This is a genomic window from Pseudomonas sp. AD21 (genome assembly GCF_002878485.1).
Lineage (GTDB): Bacteria > Pseudomonadota > Gammaproteobacteria > Pseudomonadales > Pseudomonadaceae > Aquipseudomonas.
Map to the genome: position 1 here is coordinate 40285 of NZ_NQYG01000023.1, position 22906 is coordinate 63190.

Here is a 22906-nt window from a genome sequence, read left to right on the forward strand (position 1 = left end):
ATCTGACTAAATGCGCCCCTCTGGCGCATACGGCACCGGATCAATAATCGGCGCCCGCCCCAGCATCACATCGGCAAACAACTGACACGACGCCGGCGCCAGCACCAACCCGTTGCGGTAATGCCCGCAGTTCAGCCACAAGCCGTCAAAGCCCGGCACTCGCCCGATGTAAGGAATCCCTTCCGGCGACCCCGGGCGCAAACCCGCCCAATGCCCCACCACCTCGGCATCCGCCAGCGCCGGCAGCAACTCGACCGCCGAAGCCTTGAGACTCTCCAGCGCCACATCGGTCGGAGTCTTGTCGAAACCTTCATGCTCCAGCGTACTGCCGATCAGAATGTGCCCGTCGCGACGCGGAATTGCATAACGTCCCTTGGCCAGGACCATGCTCGGCAGGAAATCCGCCGCACACTTGTAGAGGATCATCTGGCCTTTGACCGGTTCGACCGGCAGCGTCAGGCCCAGCGTCTTGAGCAGATCGCCGCTCCACGCACCGGCAGTCAGCACGACTTGATCGCCGTTGATCAGGCCCTTGGACGTCTCAACGCCAACCACCCGCCCGCCTTCACGGACAAACCCGCTGACTTCGCATTGCTCATGAAGGGTCACGTTCGGCAGGGCCAGCAATGCCGCTTTCAGCGACTTCACCAGCCGTGGGTTTCTGACGTTGGCCACATCAGCCATGTAAATCGCCCGCGAGAATCCACCACCGAGCACCGGTACCGCGTCGTGGGCCGCCGAGATATCCACAGCCCGCAGCGGACGGTGTTCCCGTTCGGCCCAGGCCAGTGCCTCGGCCTCATCATCCAGATCCAGCCAGTACAAGCCAGTGGTGTGGACTTCGGGATCAACCCCGGTATCGGCAAACAGGCGCTCGCCCAGCTGTGGATAAAAATCCTGCGACCAATGCGCCAGCGCGGTGACTGCCGGGCTGTAGCGCCACGGATACAACGGCGAAACGATACCGCCGCCCGCCCAGGACGATTCCTGGCCGACGTTCGAGCGATCCAGCAGCACCACGCTGCGCACGTCGGAGGCGAGGTTGTAGGCGGTCAGCAGACCAATCACCCCGCCACCGACAATCACCACTTGCTGTTGCCTGGTCATGTTTGATCCAACCGTAAAAAAGACAGTGGGCGCAAAAGGCGCCTTGAAGAAAGTACCTCAGCGGCCCCAGCAATCCTTGGTGGTCAGCCCGGTGGTAGCGTTGTTCATGCTTCTGACGCCGGTGTTGGTCAGGGTGAAGTCCCCGCACTTGTCGGTGGCCATGGACGTGCCCGTCTTGCGGGTCGCGGTCAGCACAAAGGTCTGGTCAGCAATGGTCGGGGTGAGGGTGTAGAAGTCATTGCCCGTGCTCAGACCGGTGATACCGGTGTAGACATTGTTCTTGGTGTAGAAACGCTCGAGGCTCTGCGCCTGCTCCGAGAGCAGTGAGACCACCTCGGCGCGACGGCCCTTTTTCAGGTATTCGGTGTAGCTCGGTGCAGCGATGGTGATGATGATCCCGATGATCGCAATCACGATCATGATTTCGATCAGGGTGAAGCCTCGGTTGGATCTACGCATGCCTCAAACTCTCACTTACTGTATTTGTCGCCACATGATACGACGGCTGCCACCGCCGCCCTTTTCTACAACGGTTGTGATGGTGCCACTGGTGTCGCCCACAAGCTTTTCGGTGGCATTTGCGGAGATGACGTTAAGGGTCGGAATGCCACCGGTGAATATCACGCCACTGGATATCGTGTCATTGCTGTCGACCAAACGGTCAGTATTGGTGTCGATGACGGCATAGTTGAGCATCTTACCGCTGAACGCATCCAGTTCGATCAGTTTGCCGGTACCAAAACTCGCACAGGGATCGGTGGTATCAACATTGGCCGTGGTAAAGACAATACGGCCCAGCACGATACTCGCCTGATTGATCACCCGCTCGCCGGTCAGCACGTTGTTGTACACCAGCGGCAGATACCAACCCTTCTCCGCCGGATACGTCGTGTCATTCTGCGTTGTGGTCAGAAACTGTCCAGAGCTGCCGGCAAATGACCCGGTGATCGCCTGCGGCTGCAGACTGCTGACAGTCAGTTGACCAGAACCACCATCGGCGTCCCATACGGAATAGAACGCCTGCAAATCCTTATTGGTCTTGTCGGCCGTTTCATTGAACTTGCCGGTACCGACGAAGATCTGTTTGCCGCCCAGCGCATTATCCGCCAGTAACGGCTGCGCGGTGATCGGTTGAGTCGCCCCGCCCGCCGTGGTGAACAGTGGCTTGCCGGAAAACGCCACGCCCCAACTGTCGGAGGACGTGGCACTCAGGTCGAACTTCCATAACCGCCCCTTCAAGTCGCCACCGTAAGCGGCCTGCACCACATTCGAAGAGTTGACCTTGAGTTTCACCGACGACAAACCGTTGCTGGTTTCCGTGCTGTCGATAACGATTTTCCTGATCAGCGAACCATCCAGCGCATCCAGTACATATAAAGCTGCAACGCCCGAATTGCTGCCGTAGCCGTTGGCAATGAATGTCGCCCAGCGACCATTGGCCAAACGTGCCACTTCCGGACGGGCGTAGGCGTAACCCAGATCATTGAACGCGTTCGCCGTGTTGGCAGTGACCGGCGCACTGGCTTCCCACAATGCCCTGATGACATTGCCCGCCGAGGCATCAAACAGTTGCAGTCCATAAAAGGTTTTACCGCCGGCCCCAGTGCCACCAATGGCTAGAGTTTTCCAGTTGGTGCCGGCCTGCGCATCGAACACGCCGACCTGACCATCCACCAGAAACTTGTGGCTGACGCCGTTGACGTAGTTGGTGTCCGCGATCAGACGCAACGACGGCAGCACGCTGGAGGGCATGTACGCATAACGACGTGTGCCGTTCGCCGAATTGATCACGTTGACGAAACCGTCATTGGCGTTCACCACCAGACTGGCATTCATGTTTGCAGCCTTGGTCGTCAGGTAGTTGGTGTAACTGCTATCGCCCGACAGATCAGAGGCGCTCTTGTCTGCTGGCGACGCGAGTACCAGCGGCGAATTGATAATATCGCCAAGCAGCACACCGCGTACTTTGAGCCCGGTCTTGTTAGTCCCTTTGCTCCACTCCACAAGATCATTGCCGTTGATACCGGTGGGCAGGCCCTGATTCAGCGTCGTCTGCTGGGCTAGGGAAAAGTTGCCGAATGCCAGGGCTATCGGCGCATTGCTCACGGTGTTCCATGATTGAAAAGTCGGTGCCGTGGCAGAGGGCACGATGGTGGTGTCGGTCGTCCATTGCACAGCCGAGGTATTCACCGTGCCGGTCGCGGTAAAGCCGAACGACCTGATCGTGCCGCGCCAATCCTTGGGATCGTAAGTGGTTTGATAAAAACTGCTGCCAATGGTCAACGTGCTGCTGCTGGCGACGCCGGCACCACCAGAGCCAGCCTTGGAAGTGATATCACTCAACGCCGACGACAAGGCGGCATTGAGTCCCGTGCTGTCAGTCGCCTGGTAATACCTGCCCTGTCCGTAACTGGCCGCGTCCGACAGCATGTCGTTATCGGCGGTGAAGCCCACGGTATAGGTGTTCATATTCTGCTTGGGAAAATCCACCGCGTTCCAGCTCTTGCCTGCCGCGTCAGCACCAGTTGAGCGCATATCGATATCGAAGGCGAACTTGGCGATGTCATCCAGATACAACGTGTCGCCTTCTTTGTCGCCAAAGAGGTTGTTACCGTCATTGCTGACACCGTCCCAGTTCGGTAACCGGCTGCCGCCCAATGGGTCGTTGCTCGGAAAGGTTCGGTCGAAAGTCGGCAAGCCGTCGGTTATTACCACGCCATAGTTTTTCTGGCAGCGGTACTGGATCGGACTGGTGTAGGTCGCGGGCGTGCTGTTGTAGTACGGCGCCATGCCGCGCATGTAGCGGGTGATTTCATAGTAGGTTTCTGCCAACGGCGTGTTGGCCACGGCACTCAAACCATTGATCGATGAGATCAGCGCGTTGTAGTTGGTGTCTGCCTGCGCCTGCGTGACGCTCCCGGACACCGGCGCCAAGTCGCTGATCGAGCGGGCGATATAACCGCCATTACCAGAATCGTTGTTGGTGACCGGGTTGAAAGTCGACAGGCCAATACGCAAAGTGCGATTGCTGGTGACCAGCGCCGTCGACACGTTACGCGCGACGTTGATTCGGTAGTCGTTGGGAATCGCCCCTGTGGTGAAATCGCGCGTGCCATTGTTGATGGCCAGACTGACGACGTAGGAAATGTAATCGCCTGTATATCGCGTGTTGCCACCACCCACAGGGTCCGGCAGTTTCAGACACAGTGGCGCGACACTGTTGTTGTAAAACGCGTACGCGCCACCCGAACACCCGGAGGTCGGAAGGCTTGATAAAAACACAGGATCGCCAGTGATCGTTGGCGCGTTCAGAGAGGTGCATAACCCGAGAAACGCGTTGCACTGCCGCGCCGGCGTGCGATCAGCCGTCGGGTCGAATCCAGCCGCATAAATGATGCTGTTCATGCTCCCTGAGTCGTCGATCAGCAGCATGACGTTGGGCGGCACCGCCGCCGCACTCAACAGCGGCGAATCAGACGGCGTAAATGCATAGGCCGGCGACGCCAGATACAAGCTCAGCAACATGCCGAGCAATAGCAATCCACACCGCTCAATACTTCGCATAGACACTCTCCACAACGCTACGCGAAGTGCCGGCGATGCCGACGGCAGTGACTCGATACAACGTCGCCGAGGTGTTACTGGGTACATTCACAGCCGTGAGTGTGGTGCCAATGTTCTGCACGCCATAGAAACCATTACCGGTCGCAATCCAGGTCACACCCGAGGTTGAGTTGAGCCCCGCCGCACTGACCACCGATGACTCCGCAGGCGGTGCGCATTGCGTGGTACCGCTGCAAACCGCGAGGGTGTAGCTGTCGAGTTGCACCGCACTCTCCCCCACCCGCAACGCCGCCTCGGCAGTCTGAAACGACTGATTGCGCAGGCTGACACTGCCGGCCATTTTTTCCTGCAGGTTGGCACTCTGCATCGATGACAGTCCAACCAGTGTCAGCAACAACAGGAACACGAGACTGACCAGCAGCACCATGCCACGCTGGGTTTGCCTCTGGTGCAAAGAAACCCTCATCGTCCCGGCCCTCACTGCAAGCGGTTGCGCAACGCGGCAACCACGTTGAAGGTTTGATTGGCCACCCGGTTGTTCGGGTCGGTGAGGGTCAGGCTCAGGCGCACACTGCGGATACGCGCCGGATCGCTGGGGTTGCTGCTGTAAGAGGACGCCGCAACATCGGTGGCGGACGTGGCCAGACCGAACATGACGGTGAACGCACTGACGTTGCTCACCAACACTTGTTGGGTCGGCGTGCCGCTGCCGGTGCCCATGAGGATCTGGTTATTGCTGAAGCTGTAGAGCAAACGGCGGATCGGAAAGGCGATCTGCCCGCTAGCGGCGGCCCGCAACCCGGTATAGGCCGTGGCGCTGTTACGGCAATCGGAGACCACCGTCCAGGTTGGTGTGCCGCCATTGCCGCCGACATCGGCGGTGACCAGGGTCAGCTTGAGGTTGCTGTTGTCCCAACTGATCGGGATGATCTGCGCCGCATTGAAATCCCCCGCAGAACTCGCGTCCATAATGGTGCCAAGGCAGCCGAACATGCCGACCATGCGCAGTTCCTGAATCATCTTGCTCAGCACAAAACGCGCGTCTTCCTGCATCGCTGCCGCCGTGTTCTGGCTGACGTAGGTGTTTTTCGCGGCGAGGAACGTCTGCACCACCCCCAGTACGATGATCAGCCCGAGCGCCAGGGCGATGAGCATTTCGATCAGGCCGAAACCACGCTGGTAGTGCTTCATGGCGTGGCCACCGGATCGACCGTGGCGCGGCTGGTCAGGACGAAGCTGCGCGTGGTGCCGGTGGCGTTCGCGGCCCGTGAGTCATTCCAGTTGATGGTGATGGTGTACACCCGCTGATTTAGGGTGATGGTGCCCGTGGCGGTCGGCCCACCGAAATTGACGATGTTGGTGGTGAAATCGTAGAGATCCTGATCGCGGGCGACACTGAGGTTGCCCGAGGTCGGCGGCGTCACCGTGTAGTCGGCGGCGGCGTTGGCCCGGATGCGGTCCATCATGTCGTAGGCGATGAAACTCGCCTGGCTGGTCATCCGCGAACTGTCGGTGTACTTCAGCGCATTGAGCTGGACAGCTGCTGCGCCCAATATGCCGACTGTCAGGATCAGCAGCGCGACCAGCACTTCGATCAGCGACATGCCCTCCTGTGTTTGTGTACTCCCTGCCCTCATCCGCAACTTCCACCCAATTGAATTCGTCCGTTCAGACACACGTTCAGCGTCCTGCTTTGTGTTCCCAGCACGTAACTGATGACCACCGCCGTCGACGGCGCCGCCAGACCGCCCAGATTGTTGAAATCCAGTGCAGTCACTCCTGAGGGTAGCGTCAGAGTCGCGCCGCTGCTCATCGCTGGAACAACCCGCAATACATTGGCCGGGGTGCCAGTACTGTCGTAGACCGACAACTCGCCGGTCCACACGCTGCCACCGGCACTCGGCCGCAGCCGCGTGGTCACACCGCGATCGATCGCTTCCAGCCGCGCATAATTGATGGCCCGTTGCAGGTCGCCCATTTCAGTGTCGGCCTTGCTGCTCTGGATCGAGCGGGTGAACCCCGGCACCGCCAGGGTGATGAGGATCACCAACACGGCGACCGCGGCCAACAACTCGGGCAGCGTGAAACCTTTTGTACGATGATCCATCGATGCCCTCCGTTGCCGTCGGCTATACCTGCCTCTACAAACTAGAACATTCAACCGGCCCGCGTCGGTTGATTTGCCCTGCCCGGCGCAAGGATTGCGTCTGACCTCATGCTTCAGGGAGGAAGTGTTCATGCCGCAACAGGGTTTCAGTCTGATTGAATTGCTTATGGGACTGGCGATTGGCGCGATTGTTCTGGCGCTGGTCAGTCCGGCGTTTGCCGCCTTCACTGAATCAACTCATCGCGACCAGGCGGCCCAGTCGTTGCTCGACGGCATTCGCAATGCCCGCACGCAAGCCATCACACGCAATCAAAGCGTGGTGATCCACGGCATCAACGGCGACTGGAGTCAGGGCTGGCGGATCATTCTGGACATCAGCGGCAAAGGGCCACTGGACAGCAGCAATCCACTGCTACAGGAGCAGGCGAGTGCTGCGCGGATACCGATTGTCGGTAATTGGGCGGTCAGTCGTTACGTGCGATTCAGCGGTCTGGGGCAACCGCTGATGCCCGGGCGGGCGTTTCAGGCAGGGACGTTACATCTATGTTCGGCACACGAGCCGGTCAGCCAGTTGCAGGTAGTGCTGGCGGCGACCGGTCGGGTGCGCCTGACCCGGAAAAAAACCGCGCAGGCGCTGTGCGAGAAAGCGAAAAGCGTTAAATCGAGCGGACGCGCAGCTCTTTCGGCATCGAGAACGTGATGTTCTCTTCGCGTCCGGCCAGCTCATCGGCACCGGTCGCGCCCCACGCCTGCAATTGCTGGATCACACCGCGCACCAACACTTCCGGCGCAGAAGCTCCGGCGGTGATGCCGATCCGCTCGACGCCATCGAACCAGCTCTTCTGCAGGTCTTCGGCGCCGTCGATCAGGTAGGCCGGCGTAGACATGCGTTCGGCCAGCTCACGCAAACGATTGGAGTTGGAGCTGTTCGGGCTGCCCACCACCAACACCACATCGCATTCATCGGCCAGTTGCTTGACTGCGTCCTGACGGTTTTGCGTGGCGTAACAGATGTCGTCCTTGCGTGGGCCACCGATGGCCGGGAAACGGCTGCGCAACGCATCGATCACACGACTGGTGTCGTCCATCGACAAGGTGGTCTGAGTGACGAACGCGAGTTTTTCCGGGTTATGGACCTGCAGCGCCGCAACATCCTTCTCGTCTTCGACGAGGTAGATTGCGCCGCCATTGCTGGCGTCGTACTGGCCCATGGTGCCTTCGACTTCCGGATGGCCGGCGTGGCCGATCAGGATGCATTCGCGGCCGTCGCGGCTGTATTTCGCGACTTCGATGTGTACTTTGGTGACCAGTGGGCAGGTGGCATCGAAAACTTTCAGGCCACGGCCTGCAGCTTCGGTACGCACGGCCTGGGATACGCCATGCGCACTGAAGATCACGATGACGTCGTCCGGCACCTGATCCAGTTCTTCGACGAAGATCGCCCCGCGGCTGCGCAAGTCTTCAACGACGAACTTGTTGTGCACCACTTCATGACGCACATAGATCGGCGGCCCGAAGACTTCCAGGGCGCGGTTGACGATTTCGATCGCCCGGTCCACGCCGGCGCAGAAGCCACGGGGGTTGGCGAGTTTGATTTGCATGCTGTGCCTCGTGTCTTGCGCGCAAGAAATAGCGAAAACGGTGGAAAACATTGTGGGAGCGAGCCTGCTCGCGAAAGCGGTGTGTCAGACAACAGCTATGTTGAATGTCAGTCAGCATTCGCGAGCAGGCTCGCTCCCACATTTGACTCCATAGAGTCAGTTACAGCGCTTTGACGTTGATGATCTCGACATCAAAGGTCAGTGTCTTGCCGGCCAGCGGGTGGTTGAAGTCGATGGTCACTTGCGCGTCGTCGAACTCTTTCACCACACCCGGCAGCTCAGTATTGGCCGCATCGTTGAAGATAACCAGCAAACCCGGCGAAAGCTCCATGTCGACGAACTGCGAACGCGGAATGATCTGCACGTTCTGCGGGTTCGGCTGGCCGAAGGCGTTTTCCGGTTCGACGGTTAGCGTGCGCTTGTCGCCGGCCTTGAAGCCGAACAGCGCGGCTTCGAAACCCGGCAGCAAGTTGCCGTCGCCGACCTTGAAGGTCGCCGGGGCTTTGTCAAAGGTGCTGTCGACCGTGTCGCCATTCTCCAGGCGCAATGCAAAGTGCAAGGTGACTTCCGTGTTCTGGCCGATGCGTTGCTCAGCCAATACCTGTTCAGTCATGAACGGCTTCTCCGGTTTTTTTACTTTTGAACATGTCCAGTGCCAGCATCACCGCGCCAACGGTGATGGCGCTGTCGGCGAAGTTGAACGCCGGGAAGTACCAGCGGTTCTGCCAGTGCACCAGAATGAAGTCGATCACATGGCCCAGGGCAATGCGGTCATACAGATTGCCCAACGCGCCACCCAGCACCAGCGCCAAAGCGACGGCCAGCCAGGTATCGTTGCGGCCCAGGCGCTTGAGCCAGACCACCAGCACCGCACTGACCACGATCGCGATCAGGGCAAACAGCCAGCGCTGCCAGCCGGAGCTGTCGGCCAGGAAGCTGAACGCCGCGCCGGTGTTGTAGGCCAGGGTCCAGCTGAAGTAATCGGGAATGATCACGATCTGCTGGAACATTTCGAGCTTGTTTTCGAAGTAGAACTTGCTGGCCTGGTCGATGACCAGAACCAGCAAGCTCAACCACAGCCAGCTCAACCGTCCGAAACGGCCAACGGCATTAGGCATAGTGACGAACCTCGCCGGCGCCGCTGATGTTATCGACGCAACGACCGCAGATTTCCGGATGCTCCGGGTTCACGCCAACGTCTTCACGGCAGTGCCAGCAACGGGCGCATTTCGGGAAGGCCGACTTGACGATCTTCAGCTTCAGGCCGCTGACTTCGGTGGCGACTGCGTCGGCCGGAGCCTGTACGAACGGTGCAACGCTGGCAGTCGAGGTGATCAGGACAAAGCGCAGCTCGTTGCTCAGCTTGGCCAGATCGGCGCTCAGCGCGTCTTCGGCGTACAGCGTCACTTCGGCTTGCAGGTTGCCACCGACGGCTTTGGCCGCACGCTGGATTTCCATTTCTTTGTTGACCGCTACTTTGACCGCCATCACGCGTTCCCAGTAGTCGCGACCCAGTTCAACGTCGGCCGGCAGTTCAGTCAAACCTTCGTACCAGGTGTTGAGCATGACCGATTCGTTACGCTCACCCGGCAGGTATTCCCACAGTTCATCGGCGGTGAAGGCGAGGATCGGGGCGATCCAGCGCACCAGCGCTTCGCAGATGTGGAACAGCGCGGTTTGTGCCGAACGGCGGGCCTTGCTGTTGGCGCCCGTGGTGTACTGACGGTCCTTGATGATGTCGAGGTAGAAACCACCCAGCTCCTGCACGCAGAAGTTGTGGATCTTGGAGTAGACGTTCCAGAAACGGTATTCGCCGTAGTGCTCTTGCAGCTCGCGTTGCAGCAGCAAGGTGCGGTCTACCGCCCAGCGATCCAGCGCGAGCATTTCTTCTGCCGGCAGGATGTCGGTGGCCGGGTTGAAACCGCTCAGGTTCGAGAGCAGGAAACGCGCGGTGTTACGGATACGGCGATAGGCGTCAGCACTGCGTTGCAGGATCTGGTCGGAGACGGCCATTTCACCGGAATAGTCAGTCGAAGCGACCCACAGACGCATGATGTCAGCGCCCAGGGTGTCGTTGACTTTTTGCGGCGCGATCACGTTACCCAGCGATTTGGACATCTTGCGGCCCGCTTCGTCGACGGTGAAACCGTGGGTCAGCAGTTCGCGGTATGGCGCGTGGTTGTCGATGGCGCAACCGGTCAGCAGCGAGGAATGGAACCAGCCGCGGTGTTGGTCGGAACCTTCCAGGTACAGATCGGCGCGTGGGCCGCTCTCGTGACCCATCGGGTGCGAACCGCGCAGCACGTGCCAGTGCGTGGTGCCCGAATCGAACCAGACGTCGAGGGTGTCGCTGATCTTGTCGTACAGCGGCGCTTCGTCGCCGAGCAGTTCGGCGGCGTCCATCTTGAACCAGGCTTCGATGCCTTCGACTTCAACGCGCTTGGCCACCTCTTCCATCAGCTCGACGGTGCGTGGGTGCAGTTCGCCGCTTTCCTTGTTGAGGAAGAACGGGATCGGCACGCCCCAGTTGCGCTGACGGGAGATGCACCAGTCCGGACGGTTGGCGATCATCGAGTGCAGGCGCGCCTGACCCCACGCCGGAACGAACTTGGTGTCTTCGATGGCTTTGAGCGAGCGCACACGCAGGGTGTCGCCGCTGGTTGGCTCTTTGTCCATGCCGATGAACCACTGCGCGGTGGCGCGGTAGATCAGCGGGGTCTTGTGACGCCAGCAGTGCATGTAGCTGTGTTCGATGACGGTGGTGTGCATCAACGCACCGACTTCGGTCAGCTTGTCGACGATGGCCGGGTTGGCCTTCCAGATGAACTGGCCGCCAAAAAATTCCAGCGACGGCACGTACACGCCGTTGCTCTGCACAGGATTGAGGATGTCGTCGTTGACCATGCCGTATTTCTTGCACGTCACGAAGTCGTCCACGCCGTAGGCCGGGGCGGAGTGAACCACACCGGTGCCGGCGCCCAGTTCCACGTAGTCGGCCAGGTACACCGGCGACAGGCGGTCGTAGAACGGGTGACGGAAGTTGATCAGCTCCAGTTCTTTACCGGTAGTGGTCGCGATGACCGAGCCTTCAACGCCATAGCGCGCCAGGCAGGCTTCGACCAGCTCTTCAGCCAGCACCAGCAGTTTGTCGCCGATGTCGACCAGGGCGTAGTTGAATTCCGGGTGTACGTTCAGCGCCTGGTTGGCCGGGATGGTCCACGGGGTGGTGGTCCAGATCACGATCGAGGCAGGCTTGCTCAGCGACGGCAGACCGAACGCGGCAGCCAGTTTGGCTTCGTCAGCGATCGGGAAGGCGACGTCGATGGTCGAGGACTTTTTGTTCTCGTACTCGACTTCCGCTTCAGCCAGCGCCGAACCGCAGTCGAAGCACCAGTTCACCGGCTTGAGGCCCTTGAACACAAAACCGCCCTTGACGATTTCAGCCAAGGCGCGGATTTCACCGGCCTCGTTCTTGAAATCCATGGTCTTGTACGGGTTGGCCCAGTCGCCCAGCACGCCGAGACGGATGAATTCGGACTTCTGCCCTTCGATCTGCTCAGTGGCGTAGGCACGGCACAGCTCGCGGGTCTTGTCCGCGCCCAGGTTCTTGCCGTGGGTCACTTCAACCTTGTGCTCGATCGGCAGGCCGTGGCAGTCCCAACCCGGGACGTACGGCGCGTCGAAACCCGACAGGGTTTTCGAGCGGATGATCATGTCCTTGAGAATCTTGTTCAGTGCGTGACCGATGTGGATCGTGCCGTTGGCATACGGAGGACCGTCGTGCAGAACGAACTTCGGACGATCCTTGCCAATCTCGCGCAACTTTCCGTACAGGCCAATACTGTCCCAGCGCTGCAGGATCTGCGGTTCGCGCTGTGGCAGGCCGGCCTTCATTGGGAAGGCGGTGTCCGGAAGGTTAAGCGTGGCTTTATAGTCGGTCATTTAAGGCTCTTCATTAGCGATGGGCGCTAGGTGCGGCTAGTGCACGGGCGGTGGCGACATCCGCATTGATCGCCGTTTTCAATGCCTCCAGAGAGGCGAAGCGCTGCTCTTCACGCAGCTTTTGGTGGAAAACCACCGTCAAACGCCGGTCATACAGATCGCCGGCAAAATCTAAAAGATGAACTTCAAGGTGGGCTTTGCCATCACCTTGCACCGTAGGCCGTACGCCGATATTGGCGACACCGGGCCAGGTCTTGCCGTCGATGTCGACATCCACCAGGTACACCCCGGTGAACGGCACGCGACGACGCTTGAGTTGAATGTTGGCAGTGGGCGTACCCAGTTGCCGGGCCAGTTTCTGGCCATGCAGCACGCGACCGGCGATCCGGTACGGGCGGCCAAGCAGGCGTTCGGCCAAGGCAAAATCGGCGGCGGCCAACGCGTTGCGCACCTGAGTGCTGCTGACGCGAATGCCGTCCAGCTCGACAGTTTGCGCGGCTTCCACGGTAAAGCCGTGGACTTGTCCGGCCTGCAGCAGGAAATCGAAATCACCGAGGCGGTCACAGCCAAAACGGAAATCGTCGCCGACTTCCAGATGCTGCACGCCGAGACCGTCCACCAGGATGGTATCGACGAACTCGCTGGCGCTGAGCTTGCTCAAGCGCTGGTTGAACGCCAGGCACAGGACCCGGTCGACGCCTTCGGCGGCCAGCAGTTGCAGTTTGTCGCGCAATCGGGCCAGACGTGCCGGCGCGGTCTCGGGGGCAAAGAACTCCCGCGGCTGCGGCTCCAAAATCACCACGCAGCTGGGTACGCCCAACTCGAGCGCACGCTCACGCAGCCGGGCCAGGATAGCCTGGTGACCACGGTGAACACCGTCAAAGTTGCCAATAGTGGCGACGCAGCCCCGATGCTGGGGGCGCAAGTTGTGGAGGCCTCGAACCAGCTGCATAACGCGCTTCTTGCTCATAAAGTGGTCGATTATAACCACACCCGACGGTCGACGACAGGCAACACCGTAACGCAAAGTGATCGAGCCGACAAAACTGCCGGCCCGTGCCCGTTTATAAGGGGTGAAACCTCAGCTCAAGGCCTTGCGATTGAAGTCTCGCAGACGGAAACCGAGCAGTAGCAACATACCGAAATAGGACACCACACCCGCCGCAACCAATGCGCCCAGACGCAGGAAGCGTTCAAGCATGTGACCTTGATCCCATGGCGGCATGAAATGCATGCCAATCAGCAGCACCACGGACATCACCGCCACTGCCACCACCAGTTTGAAACCGAACTTGGCCCAACCCGGTTGCGGCTGGGACATCTGCTGCTTGCGCAGTTGATAGAACAGCAGTCCGGCGTTCAGACACGCACCCGCACTGATCGCCAAGGCCAGACCGGCATGCGCCAGAGGCCCAATCAGCACCAGGTTGAACAACTGAGTGACGACCAGCGTGAAAATTGCGATTTTTACCGGAGTCCGGATGTTCTGTTGCGCATAAAAGCCCGGCGCCAGCACCTTGATCACGATAATCCCGAGCAGGCCGACAGAATAGGCAATCAGCGCACGCTGGGTCATGGAAGCATCAAACGCACTGAACTGGCCGTATTGGAACAGCGACACGGTCAGCGGCTCGGCGAGAATCCCCAGTGCCAGCGCACACGGCAGCACCAGCACGAAGCACAGGCGCAGGCCCCAGTCGAGGATCCGCGAGTACTCGTGACGATCTTTGCTGGCGTAGGTTTTTGCCAATGTCGGCAGCAGGATCGTGCCCAGCGCGACGCCGAGCACGCCGGACGGCAACTCCATCAAACGGTCGGCGTAATACATCCACGACACAGAACCTGCCACCAGGAACGAGGCAAAGATGGTGTTGATGATCAACGAAATCTGACTGACCGAGACGCCAATGATCGCTGGCAACATCTGCTTCATCACCCGCCAGACGCCGGTATCGCGCAGGTTCAGGCGCGGCAGCACCAGCATGCCGATTTTTTTCAGGTGCGGCAGCTGGTAGAGCAACTGCGCCAGACCGCCGACCAACACCGCCCAGCCCAGAGCCATGACCGGTGGATCGAAATACGGCGTCAGGAACAGTGAAAACACAATCATGCTGACGTTGAGCAGGGTCGGCACGAAGGCCGGCACCGAAAAGCGGTTCCAGGTGTTGAGAATCGCCCCCGCCAGCGAGGACAGGGAAATCAGCAATATATAAGGGAACGTCACCCGCAACAGATCGGAAGTGAGCTGGAATTTTTCCGGCGTGTCGGTAAAGCCGGGCGCCGTGGCCCAGATCACCCACGGTGCGGCGATCATGCCCAGGGCAGTGACCAGCGCCAGCACCAGGGTCAGCAGACCGGACACATAGGCAATAAAGGTACGGGTCGCCTCTTCGCCCTGCTGGTTTTTGTATTCCGCCAGAATCGGCACAAATGCCTGCGAGAACGCACCTTCGGCGAAGATTCTCCGCAGCAGGTTGGGCAGTTTGAAGGCAATAAAGAAGGCGTCCGTCGCCATTCCGGCGCCGAATGTGCGAGCGATGAGCGTGTCACGGACGAACCCCAGAATCCGGGAAAGCATCGTGATAGAGCTGACAGCGGCCAACGATTTGAGCAGATTCATTGAGGGAATTTGTGCCTGTCGATAAACAGCAGGCGAACAATGCGCCCACTTGTGCGATACTCTGCGCCGCAACAGCACAGAGCCAAAGCTCGCGAGTTTACAGGTCAAGCGCCGGAAATAAATATCCCGCCTCTTTATACCTACCACTTAGCGGAACGTTTCAAGCGCCCTTGACAAGACTTCTCTTCATCGGCATGATTCGCGGCCTATTTTGTTTGCTATTTCCTAAAAAGTCTTTCGAGGAGCTCGACGGTGGCCAACTCACCTTCCGCCAAAAAACGTGCAAAACAGGCTGAGAAGCGTCGCAGCCACAACGCCAGCCTGCGTTCCATGGTTCGTACCTACATCAAGAATGTAGTTAAGGCCATCGACGCAAAAGACGCTGAAAAAGCTCAAGCTGCATACGTTCTGGCTGTGCCAGTTATCGACCGTATGGCCGATAAAGGCATCATCCACAAGAACAAGGCTGCTCGTCATAAGAGCCGCCTGAATGGCCACGTCAAAGCACTGAAAGAAGCTGCTTAATCGACGTAGTCATTAAAAAACCGACCTTAGGGTCGGTTTTTTATTGCCTGTAATTTAACAAATCCAGCGCAAAAAAATGCAGGAGTGAGCCTGCTCGCGATAGCGGTTAGACAGACAAATATTTGCTGACTGACACACCGCTATCGCGAGCAGGCTCACTCCTACAGTTGGTTTTTCAGTATTATTGCTGGACCGGTACCCACGGCAGAATCGGGATTGCGGTCACCGCGTTCTGTGGACTGCCCTCGATCACGCGATCGCTATAGACCAGGTACACCAGCGTATTGCGCTTCTTGTCGAGGAAACGCACCACCTGCATGGTCTTGAACACCAGCGAAGTGCGCTCCTTGAACACCTCATCGCCATCCTTCAGTTCACCCTTGAACTTGATCGGACCGACCTGACGACAAGCAATGGAAGCCTCGGCACGATCTTCCGCCAGCCCCAGACCGCCCTTCACCCCGCCAGTCTTGGCGCGCGACAGATAGCACGTCACACCATCAACCTTTGGATCATCGAAGGCCTCGACCACGATCCGGTCATTCGGGCCGACAAATTTGAATACCGTCGACACCTGGCCGATTTCCTCGGCCGAGGCCAGCAATGGCAACGCCATCAGCAGGCCCAACAATCCTTTTGCCATGCGCATCGTGTTTTTTCCTTAGACCAGAATCAGGTTGTCACGGTGAACCAGCTCCGGCTCAGCCATGTAGCCCAGCACGCTGACAATCGCCTCCGACGACTGACCGATGATTTTTTGTGCCTCCAGGGCGCTGTAGTTGGCCAGGCCACGGGCAATCTCACGACCATCCGGCGCCACACAGACCACCATTTCGCCGCGACGGAAACTGCCCTGCACCAGCTTCACGCCGACCGGCAGCAGACTCTTGTTGCCCTGCGACAACGCCGCCACCGCCCCTTCATCCAGCACCAGCGTGCCGCGGGTTTGCAGATGGCCGGCCAGCCATTGCTTGCGCGCTGCCAGCATGCCGCGCTCAGGCGACAACAGCGTGCCGATGCGCTCGCCGGCTTTCAGGCGATCGAGCACTCGCTCCAGACGACCACCGACGATGATCGTATGCGCCCCGGAGCGCGCCGCCAGACGCGCCGCACGCAGCTTGGTCTGCATACCGCCACGCCCCAGCGCACCACCAGTACCGCCCGCCACCGCATCAAGAGCAGGGTCATCGGCGCGCGCCTCGTAAATCAGCTGCGCATCAGGGTTGTTGCGCGGATCAGCGTCGAACATGCCGTCGCGATCCGTGAGAATCACCAGCAGATCCGCTTCGACCAGGTTCGCTACCAGCGCCGCCAGCGTGTCGTTGTCGCCGAAACGAATTTCATCGGTGACCACAGTGTCGTTTTCGTTGATCACCGGGATGACTTTCAGCTCGACCAGTGCGCGCAGGGTGCTGCGCGCGTTCAGGTAGCGCTTGCGGTCGGACAGGTCGTCGTGCGTCAGGAGAATCTGCGCGGTATGCCGACCATGCTCGGCAAAGCTCGATTCCCAAGCTTGCACCAGCCCCATCTGGCCGATGGCAGCAGCGGCCTGGAGCTCGTGCATCGCACTGGGTCGCACGGCCCAGCCCAGACGACTCATGCCGGCAGCCACCGCACCGGAAGACACCAGCACCAGCTCAACGCCAGCCTCATGCAGAGCCACCATCTGCTCGACCCAGACACCCATTGCCTTGCGATCCAGCCCCTTGCCGTCCGCCGTCAGCAAAGCGCTGCCGATCTTCACGACCCAACGCTGCGCACCTGTCACTTTGCTCCGCATCATCTTCAACCTTAGCTTGAGGACAGCGCGACCCAGCGCTGCCCGTGACGTTAATCGTGGCTATTGGTGACCAACGATCGATTTCCAGATACTAAAACGCCGCTCGATTGAGCGGCGCTTAAGTTTACTGCAACGAATCAGTCGCGCACGTAAATGATTTCCGGACCGTCTTCATCATCCACATCTTCTTCGTCCCAGTCATCGTCGCCAATGTCATGGACCGACTTCACGCCACTGCGACGCAGGGCACGCTTGTCATCCAGCGCCTGCAACTGTGCACGGGCTTCGTCTTCGATGCGCTGATCGAGATCGGCCAGCTCTTCCTTGTAGGCAGGATCTGCAGCCAGACGATCGGCACGGTCCTCCATGTAACGCATGATGTCGTGGCACAGACGCTCAGTACCGATCTTGGCGATAGCCGAGATCACGTAGACCGGACCAGTCCACTCCAGGCGATCAACGATTTCCTTGACGCGAGCATCGTGCTCTTCTTCAAGGATCTGGTCGCACTTGTTCAGTACCAACCAGCGATCACGCTCAGCCAGGGACGGACTGAACTTGACCAGCTCGTTGACAATCACTTCTGCCGCGTCCGGCGCACTGCTGTCATCCAGCGGCGCCATGTCGACGAGGTGCAGCAACAGACGCGTACGCGCCAAGTGCTTGAGGAAGCGAATGCCCAGACCGGCACCGTCGGAAGCACCTTCGATCAGACCCGGAATATCGGCAATGACGAAGCTTTTCCAGCGATCGACGCTGACTACACCCAGGTTCGGCACCAACGTGGTGAACGGGTAGTCAGCAACTTTCGGCTTGGCCGCCGATACCGAACGGATAAAGGTACTTTTACCAGCGTTCGGCAAGCCCAGCAGACCAACGTCAGCCAGCACTTTCATTTCCAGTTTCAGGTCGCGCTGCTCACCCGGTTTGCCCGGAGTGGTCTGGCGCGGCGCGCGGTTGGTACTGGATTTGAAACGGGTGTTACCCAGACCGTGCCAACCGCCCTGCACTACCATCAGTTTCTGGCCGGCCTTGGTCAGGTCGCCGATCACTTCCTGAGTGGCGGAGTCGATCACCGTGGTACCGACTGGCACACGCAGGATCAGATCTTCACCCTTCTTGCCGGTGCAGTCGGTGCTACCGCCGTTAGAGCCACGCTCGGCATCGAAGTGCCGGGTGTAACGGTAGTCGACCAGGGTGTTGAGGTTTTCGTCAGCCATCATGTAGATGGAACCGCCGTCACCGCCATCACCGCCGTTCGGGCCACCGTTTTCGATGAATTTTTCCCGACGGAAACTCATGGCGCCATTACCGCCGTCACCAGCCTTTACGCGAATCGATACTTCATCAACAAACTTCATAACCAACGCCTCTCGCCGTACGGACGAGCCGAAAAACAATCAAGACATAAGACTCTTGCAAAAATGAGCGCAGCGACCCCAAAACACGACCTGCATCGCACGCCGACAGCCCATACAAACAGTTTTGCAAGAGACTCACCCCACAAACGAAAAAGCCCCGTCGCAAGACAGGGCTCTTCCAGCGATCTCGCGATTAGGCCGCGATTACGCTCACGTAACGACGACCGAAGGCGCCTTTTACTTCAAACTTGATCACGCCTTCGATTTTCGCGAAGAGGGTGTGATCTTTACCCATGCCAACGCCGTAGCCAGCGTGGAATTGGGTGCCGCGCTGACGCACGATGATGTTGCCGGCCTTGATGACCTGGCCGCCATACATCTTCACGCCAAGGCGTTTGGCTTCTGAGTCGCGACCGTTACGGGTACTACCACCAGCTTTTTTGTGTGCCATGAGTTCAATTCTCCTAGTGAGGAATTAGGCTGAAATTAAGCCTGAATACCGGTGATTTTGATCTCGGTGTACCACTGGCGGTGGCCCATACGCTTCATGTGGTGCTTACGACGACGGAACTTGATGATGCGGACTTTATCGTGACGACCTTGGGAGATCACTTCAGCCACAACGGTAGCGCCAGCAACAACTGGAGCGCCGATATTCACGTCGTCGCCATTGGCAACCAACAGAACGCGATCAAAGGTAACGGATTCGCCGGTAGCGACTTCCAGTTTTTCGATCTTCAGGTATTCACCTGGGGCGACTTTGTACTGCTTGCCGCCAGTAACGATTACTGCATAAGACATGGTATTTCTCCGATAATCCTGCTCACCCAGCTCTTTATAAGAAGAGGTATTGGCTGGCATGGCTGCATAAGGCTGGAAGGCCTGTTGCAATTGCGTAAGGCAGGTGCTGCCCAGGAAGTTCAGGGTGCGCGATTGTACGCAAGCCTTCTCAGGCTTGCAAGGGGCCGTCCATCGCGCCTTGACAGGTCCGGACGTGGGTCCTAGCATGCCGCGCAACCCTTCTGGAGCAACTGTCGCTGATGCAACCCCAAGCTTTCTACCGCGCGGTGGCGGACGATTTTAGCGCCGTCGACGGCATCATCAAGAAGCAGCTGACTTCCCGAGTGCCGCTGGTATCGAAAATCGGCGATTACATCACCTCGGCCGGCGGCAAACGCCTGCGTCCTTTATTGGTGCTGCTGTGTGGCAAGGCGCTGGGCCGCGAAGGCGATGACCTGCGTCTGCTGGCCGCCACCATCGAGTTCCTGCACACCGCGACCCTGCTGCATGACGACGTGGTCGACATGTCCGGCATGCGTCGTGGCCGCTCGACGGCCAACGCCATGTGGGGCAATGCCCCGAGCGTACTGGTCGGCGACTTCCTGTACTCGCGCTCGTTCGAAATGATGGTCGAGCTGGGTTCGATGCCGGTGATGAAGATCCTGTCCCAGGCCACGCGCATCATCGCCGAAGGCGAAGTGTTGCAACTGTCCAAGGTACGCGACGCCAGCACCACCGAAGAAACCTACATGGAAGTCATCCGCGGCAAGACCGCGATGCTCTTCGAAGCGTCGACCCACAGCGCTGCCGCGCTGGCCGGTGCCACCGCCGAGCAGAGCGAAGCCCTGCGCACCTTCGGCGACCACCTGGGCGTGGCGTTCCAACTGGTCGACGACCTGCTCGACTACAAGGGCGACGCCGAGACCCTGGGCAAGAACGTCGGTGACGATCTGGCCGAAGGCAAGCCAACCCTGCCGCTGATCTATACCATGCGCGAAGGCACGCCTGAACAGGCTGCCCTGGTGCGCCAGGCGATCCAGAAAGGCGGGATCGAAAACCTCGAAAGCATCCGCATCGCCGTGGAAGCCTCGGGTTCGCTGGAGTACACCGCACAACTGGCCCGCGACTACGTGGCCCGTGCGATCAAGTGCCTCGACGCGCTGCCAGCCAGCGAATACCGCGATGCGCTGGTGGAACTGAGCGAATTTGCGGTCGCCCGCACGCACTGATTCTGCCTTCTGTGGGAGCGGGCTTGCTCGCGAAAGCAACCTGTCATTCAACATCAATGTTGACTGACACACCGCCTTCGCAAGCAAGCCCGTTCCCACAGTTGTTTCTGCGATATGCCCTCCCGCCGCTAAAACCTTATACAATGTGCGACTTTTAGCGAACCACATCCCTCAAGGAGCCTTAGTGAGCACGTTGCCACCCTGCCCGAAATGCAATTCCGAATACACCTACGAAGACGGTGCCCAACTGATCTGCCCTGAATGCGCCCACGAGTGGTCGGCCAGCGGCGAAGCCGAAGTGGCGTCGGATGATGCCGTGAAGAAGGATTCGGTCGGCAACGTCCTGCAGGATGGCGATACCATCACCGTGATCAAGGACCTGAAGGTCAAGGGCACCTCGCTGGTGGTCAAGGTCGGCACCAAGGTCAAGAACATCCGCCTGTGCGATGGCGACCACGACATCGACTGCAAGATCGACGGCATCGGCCCGATGAAGCTCAAGTCCGAGTTCGTCAGAAAGGTCTGATTCCGCCGTCATCCATCCCGCGCCAGGCGTGGGATGGTGCTTCGCCCTCCCCGCTCCGCTCCAGCAAAACCGCGCAATAGCCAAACGCCAGCCGTTTTGACCTTACGCAATCTTTACCCGTAAAAAATCGCAATCCGCCAATAGGCACTTGCTATTTGACGAATAAGAATTATTCTCATTGAAACCTTTGAAGGAGATGAGACCCATGACTTATTTGATCGACGCCTGGCTGGATCGCCCACACCCGTACCTCAGAATCCTGCATCGGGAAACCGGCGAAGTCTGTGCGGTACTTGAAGAAGAAGCCCTGCATGAGCTGCAAGACCAAGGGGATCTGGACGTCAGCAGCCTGAGTTCCAGCGAACCGTTGGTGCTCAAGGAGCTGGTGCGCAATCTGTTCCTGTTCTGCTATGCCCGGGCCTTGCGCCCGACCAGTGAGCTGCATCACAAGATCGAAATATGAAACGCGTTAAAACTGTAGGAGTGAGCCTGCTCGCGATAGCGGTATGTCAGGCAACAGATTCGCTGCCTGAAAGGACGCCATCGCGAGCAGGCTCACTCCTACACTAGCCCGCCATCGAGGCAGGCCCGGAATTACAGAACGTCCAGCAGCTCGACGTCGAATACCAGAACGCTGTGCGGCGGAATGCTGCCAACGCCTTGAGCGCCGTAAGCCAGTTCGCTCGGCACGTACAGGCGCCATTTGCTGCCGGCATTCATCAGTTGCAGAGCTTCGGTCCAGCCGGCGATCACGCCGCCAACCGGGAATTCTGCTGGCTGGCCACGCTCGTAGGAGCTGTCGAACACAGTGCCGTCGATCAGCGTGCCGTGGTAGTGCGTACGCACTTGATCTTCACGGGTCGGCTTGGCGCCTTCGCCCTGAGTCAGCACTTCGAATTGCAGGCCGGAGGCCAGGGTGGTGATGCCGTCACGCTTGGCGTTTTCAGCCAGAAAGGCCAGACCTTCGCCAGCAGCGGCTTCAGCTTTGGCAGCCGCTTCGGCTTGCATGATTTCGCGGATAACCTTGAAGCTGGCGGACATTTCTTCCTGACCCACACGGCTTTCCTTGCCGGCGAAGGCGTCGGTCAGGCCGGCCAGGATGGCGTCCAGGCTAACGCCCGGTGGCGGGTTGTCGCGCAGCTGGTCACCCAGCTGACGGCCGATGCCGTAGCTGACGCGGGTTTCGTCGGTGGACAGATTTACTTCGGACATGACACTGCTCCGCTGTGCGGACGGCCACAGGACTTGCCGTGCGTGCACAGCGCGTCCCGGCGCGCCCGGAACCAAAAGGGCGAGCAGACTAGCACAGATGTTCCGGCGATGGCGCGCAACGCCTACAGGGCTGAACGCCAGGCCAGCGGCACCTTCAGGCTTTCCTCGCCACTGGCGCCCAGACCACACATTTCATCGTGTACCGAGGTGTGTACGAGGTTGAACGGCAGCACCGGAAAGGCATGCAGCAAATCCCGCGCATGCTCCACCGAACGCAGCGTCAGCATGTTGCCTTTGAGATCACTCAGCGGATACGCCGCCCCATGCATCCGTGCCTCGAGCAGATAAATGCCGCCCTCCATGGAAATCAGGTTCAGCTCATCGACCTTTCTGGCGATGGCAAACGCATTCAACTCTTGCAGGTTCATGAACGCACCTCATACGGTAGCGAGCCAAGACCCTTACAGGGATATGCCCGTGGGCACCAAAGCACAAGCCACAAACGACACCGCCCGTCTGTTTCGCAACAGACGGGCGGTGTTTTTGCAGCGA

Annotated in this window: 25 protein-coding genes; 5 read left to right on the forward strand and 20 right to left on the reverse strand. The window is 59.2% G+C overall.

Annotated elements, in window-relative coordinates; translation table 11 throughout:
* Nucleotides 1-6: 6 nt before the first annotated feature.
* From thiO to PseAD21_RS15770, 7 genes are read right to left on the reverse strand one after another with little or no spacing between them, the layout of a single operon-like run.
* Nucleotides 7-1107, reverse strand: a complete 1101-nt coding sequence (gene thiO / locus PseAD21_RS15740) for a glycine oxidase ThiO (RefSeq protein ID WP_102356481.1) — start codon at nt 1105-1107, stop codon at nt 7-9.
* A gap of 57 nt (nt 1108-1164) precedes the next feature.
* Nucleotides 1165-1566, reverse strand: coding sequence for a type IV pilin protein (locus tag PseAD21_RS15745; RefSeq protein ID WP_102356482.1), 402 nt, complete (start codon nt 1564-1566; stop codon nt 1165-1167).
* Between the two features lie 15 nt (nt 1567-1581).
* Nucleotides 1582-4671, reverse strand: a complete 3090-nt coding sequence (locus PseAD21_RS15750; RefSeq protein WP_102356483.1) for a pilus assembly protein — start codon at nt 4669-4671, stop codon at nt 1582-1584.
* Nucleotides 4658-5137 carry a PilX N-terminal domain-containing pilus assembly protein gene (locus tag PseAD21_RS15755; protein ID WP_102356484.1) on the reverse strand — a complete coding sequence of 160 codons (480 nt, stop codon included), beginning with the start codon at nt 5135-5137 and terminating at the stop codon, nt 4658-4660. Before PseAD21_RS15755 ends, PseAD21_RS15750 begins: the two co-directional genes overlap by 14 nt.
* 11 nt (nt 5138-5148) lie before the next feature.
* On the reverse strand, nt 5149-5862 hold the full coding sequence (locus tag PseAD21_RS15760) for a PilW family protein (protein ID WP_102356485.1): 714 nt from the start codon (nt 5860-5862) through the stop codon (nt 5149-5151).
* The gene (gene pilV, locus PseAD21_RS15765) at nt 5859-6308 is read right to left on the reverse strand and encodes a type IV pilus modification protein PilV (RefSeq protein ID WP_102356486.1); all 450 of its coding nucleotides are present in this window, start codon (nt 6306-6308) and stop codon (nt 5859-5861) included. Before pilV ends, PseAD21_RS15760 begins: the two co-directional genes overlap by 4 nt.
* Nucleotides 6305-6778: a GspH/FimT family pseudopilin gene (locus PseAD21_RS15770; RefSeq protein ID WP_003228334.1), complete on the reverse strand. Its 474-nt coding sequence runs from the start codon at nt 6776-6778 to the stop codon at nt 6305-6307. The genes pilV and PseAD21_RS15770 overlap by 4 nt, the downstream gene beginning before the upstream one ends.
* Before the next feature lie 130 nt (nt 6779-6908).
* Between PseAD21_RS15770 and PseAD21_RS15775 the strand changes: the two genes are divergently transcribed.
* Entirely contained in the window at nt 6909-7478 is a 570-nt protein-coding gene (locus tag PseAD21_RS15775; protein WP_102356487.1) for a GspH/FimT family protein, read from the forward strand.
* On the opposite strand, the gene ispH is transcribed toward PseAD21_RS15775, so the two are convergent.
* The 6 genes from ispH to murJ form a co-directional block, all read right to left on the reverse strand.
* The gene (ispH, locus tag PseAD21_RS15780) at nt 7435-8379 is read right to left on the reverse strand and encodes a 4-hydroxy-3-methylbut-2-enyl diphosphate reductase (RefSeq protein ID WP_102356488.1); all 945 of its coding nucleotides are present in this window, start codon (nt 8377-8379) and stop codon (nt 7435-7437) included. The genes PseAD21_RS15775 and ispH overlap by 44 nt on opposite strands.
* Nucleotides 8380-8539: 160 nt before the next feature.
* Complete coding sequence (gene fkpB / locus PseAD21_RS15790; protein ID WP_169843368.1) at nt 8540-8977, reverse strand: FKBP-type peptidyl-prolyl cis-trans isomerase; 438 nt, start codon at nt 8975-8977, stop codon at nt 8540-8542.
* A 7-nt stretch (nt 8978-8984) separates the two neighbouring features.
* A complete protein-coding gene (lspA, locus tag PseAD21_RS15795; protein WP_102356490.1) occupies nt 8985-9497 on the reverse strand; it encodes a signal peptidase II in 513 nt (170 codons plus the stop codon).
* Nucleotides 9490-12321, reverse strand: a complete 2832-nt coding sequence (gene ileS / locus PseAD21_RS15800; RefSeq protein WP_102356491.1) for an isoleucine--tRNA ligase — start codon at nt 12319-12321, stop codon at nt 9490-9492. The genes lspA and ileS overlap by 8 nt, the downstream gene beginning before the upstream one ends.
* Nucleotides 12322-12334: 13 nt before the next feature.
* Nucleotides 12335-13273, reverse strand: a complete 939-nt coding sequence (gene ribF / locus PseAD21_RS15805) for a bifunctional riboflavin kinase/FAD synthetase (protein WP_178082133.1) — start codon at nt 13271-13273, stop codon at nt 12335-12337.
* Nucleotides 13274-13402: 129 nt separating this feature from the next.
* Entirely contained in the window at nt 13403-14941 is a 1539-nt protein-coding gene (gene murJ, locus PseAD21_RS15810; protein WP_102356493.1) for a murein biosynthesis integral membrane protein MurJ, read from the reverse strand.
* Between the two features lie 252 nt (nt 14942-15193).
* On the opposite strand from murJ, the gene rpsT reads away from it, so the two are divergent.
* Nucleotides 15194-15466 (forward strand): 30S ribosomal protein S20, encoded by a 273-nt coding sequence (gene rpsT, locus PseAD21_RS15820; RefSeq protein WP_003228351.1) that lies wholly within the window; start codon nt 15194-15196, stop codon nt 15464-15466.
* Nucleotides 15467-15647: 181 nt separating this feature from the next.
* Here the strand turns inward: rpsT and PseAD21_RS15825 are convergent, their stop codons facing one another.
* The 5 genes from PseAD21_RS15825 to rplU form a co-directional block, all read right to left on the reverse strand.
* Nucleotides 15648-16115 carry a CreA family protein gene (locus PseAD21_RS15825; RefSeq protein ID WP_025108784.1) on the reverse strand — a complete coding sequence of 156 codons (468 nt, stop codon included), beginning with the start codon at nt 16113-16115 and terminating at the stop codon, nt 15648-15650.
* Between the two features lie 12 nt (nt 16116-16127).
* The gene (proB, locus tag PseAD21_RS15830) at nt 16128-17246 is read right to left on the reverse strand and encodes a glutamate 5-kinase (protein WP_102356494.1); all 1119 of its coding nucleotides are present in this window, start codon (nt 17244-17246) and stop codon (nt 16128-16130) included.
* Between the two features lie 137 nt (nt 17247-17383).
* Nucleotides 17384-18607 (reverse strand): Obg family GTPase CgtA, encoded by a 1224-nt coding sequence (gene cgtA, locus PseAD21_RS15835; RefSeq protein WP_102356495.1) that lies wholly within the window; start codon nt 18605-18607, stop codon nt 17384-17386.
* A gap of 193 nt (nt 18608-18800) precedes the next feature.
* Nucleotides 18801-19058 carry a 50S ribosomal protein L27 gene (rpmA, locus tag PseAD21_RS15840; RefSeq protein WP_016773121.1) on the reverse strand — a complete coding sequence of 86 codons (258 nt, stop codon included), beginning with the start codon at nt 19056-19058 and terminating at the stop codon, nt 18801-18803.
* 35 nt (nt 19059-19093) lie between these two features.
* Nucleotides 19094-19408: a 50S ribosomal protein L21 gene (gene rplU, locus PseAD21_RS15845; protein WP_007950961.1), complete on the reverse strand. Its 315-nt coding sequence runs from the start codon at nt 19406-19408 to the stop codon at nt 19094-19096.
* A gap of 239 nt (nt 19409-19647) precedes the next feature.
* Between rplU and PseAD21_RS15850 the strand changes: the two genes are divergently transcribed.
* From PseAD21_RS15850 to PseAD21_RS15865, 3 genes are all read left to right on the forward strand, one after another.
* Complete coding sequence (locus PseAD21_RS15850) at nt 19648-20616, forward strand: polyprenyl synthetase family protein (protein WP_102356496.1); 969 nt, start codon at nt 19648-19650, stop codon at nt 20614-20616.
* A gap of 184 nt (nt 20617-20800) precedes the next feature.
* Entirely contained in the window at nt 20801-21142 is a 342-nt protein-coding gene (locus tag PseAD21_RS15860; RefSeq protein WP_025108781.1) for a zinc ribbon domain-containing protein YjdM, read from the forward strand.
* A 205-nt stretch (nt 21143-21347) separates the two neighbouring features.
* Complete coding sequence (locus PseAD21_RS15865) at nt 21348-21605, forward strand: hypothetical protein (protein ID WP_102356497.1); 258 nt, start codon at nt 21348-21350, stop codon at nt 21603-21605.
* Nucleotides 21606-21736: 131 nt separating this feature from the next.
* On the opposite strand, the gene PseAD21_RS15870 is transcribed toward PseAD21_RS15865, so the two are convergent.
* Nucleotides 21737-22354, reverse strand: coding sequence for an FKBP-type peptidyl-prolyl cis-trans isomerase (locus PseAD21_RS15870; protein WP_008078561.1), 618 nt, complete (start codon nt 22352-22354; stop codon nt 21737-21739).
* Nucleotides 22355-22476: 122 nt separating this feature from the next.
* Nucleotides 22477-22782 (reverse strand): DUF6482 family protein, encoded by a 306-nt coding sequence (locus PseAD21_RS15875; RefSeq protein ID WP_008078563.1) that lies wholly within the window; start codon nt 22780-22782, stop codon nt 22477-22479.
* Nucleotides 22783-22906 lie beyond the last annotated feature (124 nt).

Bases quoted from the DNA above. Each gene is read 5' to 3' on its own strand.
- thiO (WP_102356481.1), bottom strand. From the start codon at position 1,107: ATGACCAGGCAACAGCAAGTGGTGATTGTCGGTGGCGGGGTGATTGGT.
- cgtA (WP_102356495.1), bottom strand. From the start codon at position 18,607: ATGAAGTTTGTTGATGAAGTATCGATTCGCGTAAAGGCTGGTGACGGC.
- ileS (WP_102356491.1), bottom strand. From the start codon at position 12,321: ATGACCGACTATAAAGCCACGCTTAACCTTCCGGACACCGCCTTCCCA.
- PseAD21_RS15875 (WP_008078563.1), bottom strand. From the start codon at position 22,782: ATGAACCTGCAAGAGTTGAATGCGTTTGCCATCGCCAGAAAGGTCGAT.
- pilV (WP_102356486.1), bottom strand. From the start codon at position 6,308: ATGAGGGCAGGGAGTACACAAACACAGGAGGGCATGTCGCTGATCGAA.
- PseAD21_RS15745 (WP_102356482.1), bottom strand. From the start codon at position 1,566: ATGCGTAGATCCAACCGAGGCTTCACCCTGATCGAAATCATGATCGTG.
- proB (WP_102356494.1), bottom strand. From the start codon at position 17,246: ATGCGGAGCAAAGTGACAGGTGCGCAGCGTTGGGTCGTGAAGATCGGC.
- PseAD21_RS15775 (WP_102356487.1), top strand. From the start codon at position 6,909: ATGCCGCAACAGGGTTTCAGTCTGATTGAATTGCTTATGGGACTGGCG.
- rplU (WP_007950961.1), bottom strand. From the start codon at position 19,408: ATGTCTTATGCAGTAATCGTTACTGGCGGCAAGCAGTACAAAGTCGCC.
- PseAD21_RS15850 (WP_102356496.1), top strand. From the start codon at position 19,648: ATGCAACCCCAAGCTTTCTACCGCGCGGTGGCGGACGATTTTAGCGCC.
- PseAD21_RS15760 (WP_102356485.1), bottom strand. From the start codon at position 5,862: ATGAAGCACTACCAGCGTGGTTTCGGCCTGATCGAAATGCTCATCGCC.
- PseAD21_RS15865 (WP_102356497.1), top strand. From the start codon at position 21,348: ATGACTTATTTGATCGACGCCTGGCTGGATCGCCCACACCCGTACCTC.
- murJ (WP_102356493.1), bottom strand. From the start codon at position 14,941: ATGAATCTGCTCAAATCGTTGGCCGCTGTCAGCTCTATCACGATGCTT.
- ispH (WP_102356488.1), bottom strand. From the start codon at position 8,379: ATGCAAATCAAACTCGCCAACCCCCGTGGCTTCTGCGCCGGCGTGGAC.
- PseAD21_RS15750 (WP_102356483.1), bottom strand. From the start codon at position 4,671: ATGCGAAGTATTGAGCGGTGTGGATTGCTATTGCTCGGCATGTTGCTG.
- PseAD21_RS15870 (WP_008078561.1), bottom strand. From the start codon at position 22,354: ATGTCCGAAGTAAATCTGTCCACCGACGAAACCCGCGTCAGCTACGGC.
- PseAD21_RS15755 (WP_102356484.1), bottom strand. From the start codon at position 5,137: ATGAGGGTTTCTTTGCACCAGAGGCAAACCCAGCGTGGCATGGTGCTG.
- rpmA (WP_016773121.1), bottom strand. From the start codon at position 19,058: ATGGCACACAAAAAAGCTGGTGGTAGTACCCGTAACGGTCGCGACTCA.
- ribF (WP_178082133.1), bottom strand. From the start codon at position 13,273: ATGCAGCTGGTTCGAGGCCTCCACAACTTGCGCCCCCAGCATCGGGGC.
- lspA (WP_102356490.1), bottom strand. From the start codon at position 9,497: ATGCCTAATGCCGTTGGCCGTTTCGGACGGTTGAGCTGGCTGTGGTTG.
- PseAD21_RS15770 (WP_003228334.1), bottom strand. From the start codon at position 6,778: ATGGATCATCGTACAAAAGGTTTCACGCTGCCCGAGTTGTTGGCCGCG.
- PseAD21_RS15825 (WP_025108784.1), bottom strand. From the start codon at position 16,115: ATGCGCATGGCAAAAGGATTGTTGGGCCTGCTGATGGCGTTGCCATTG.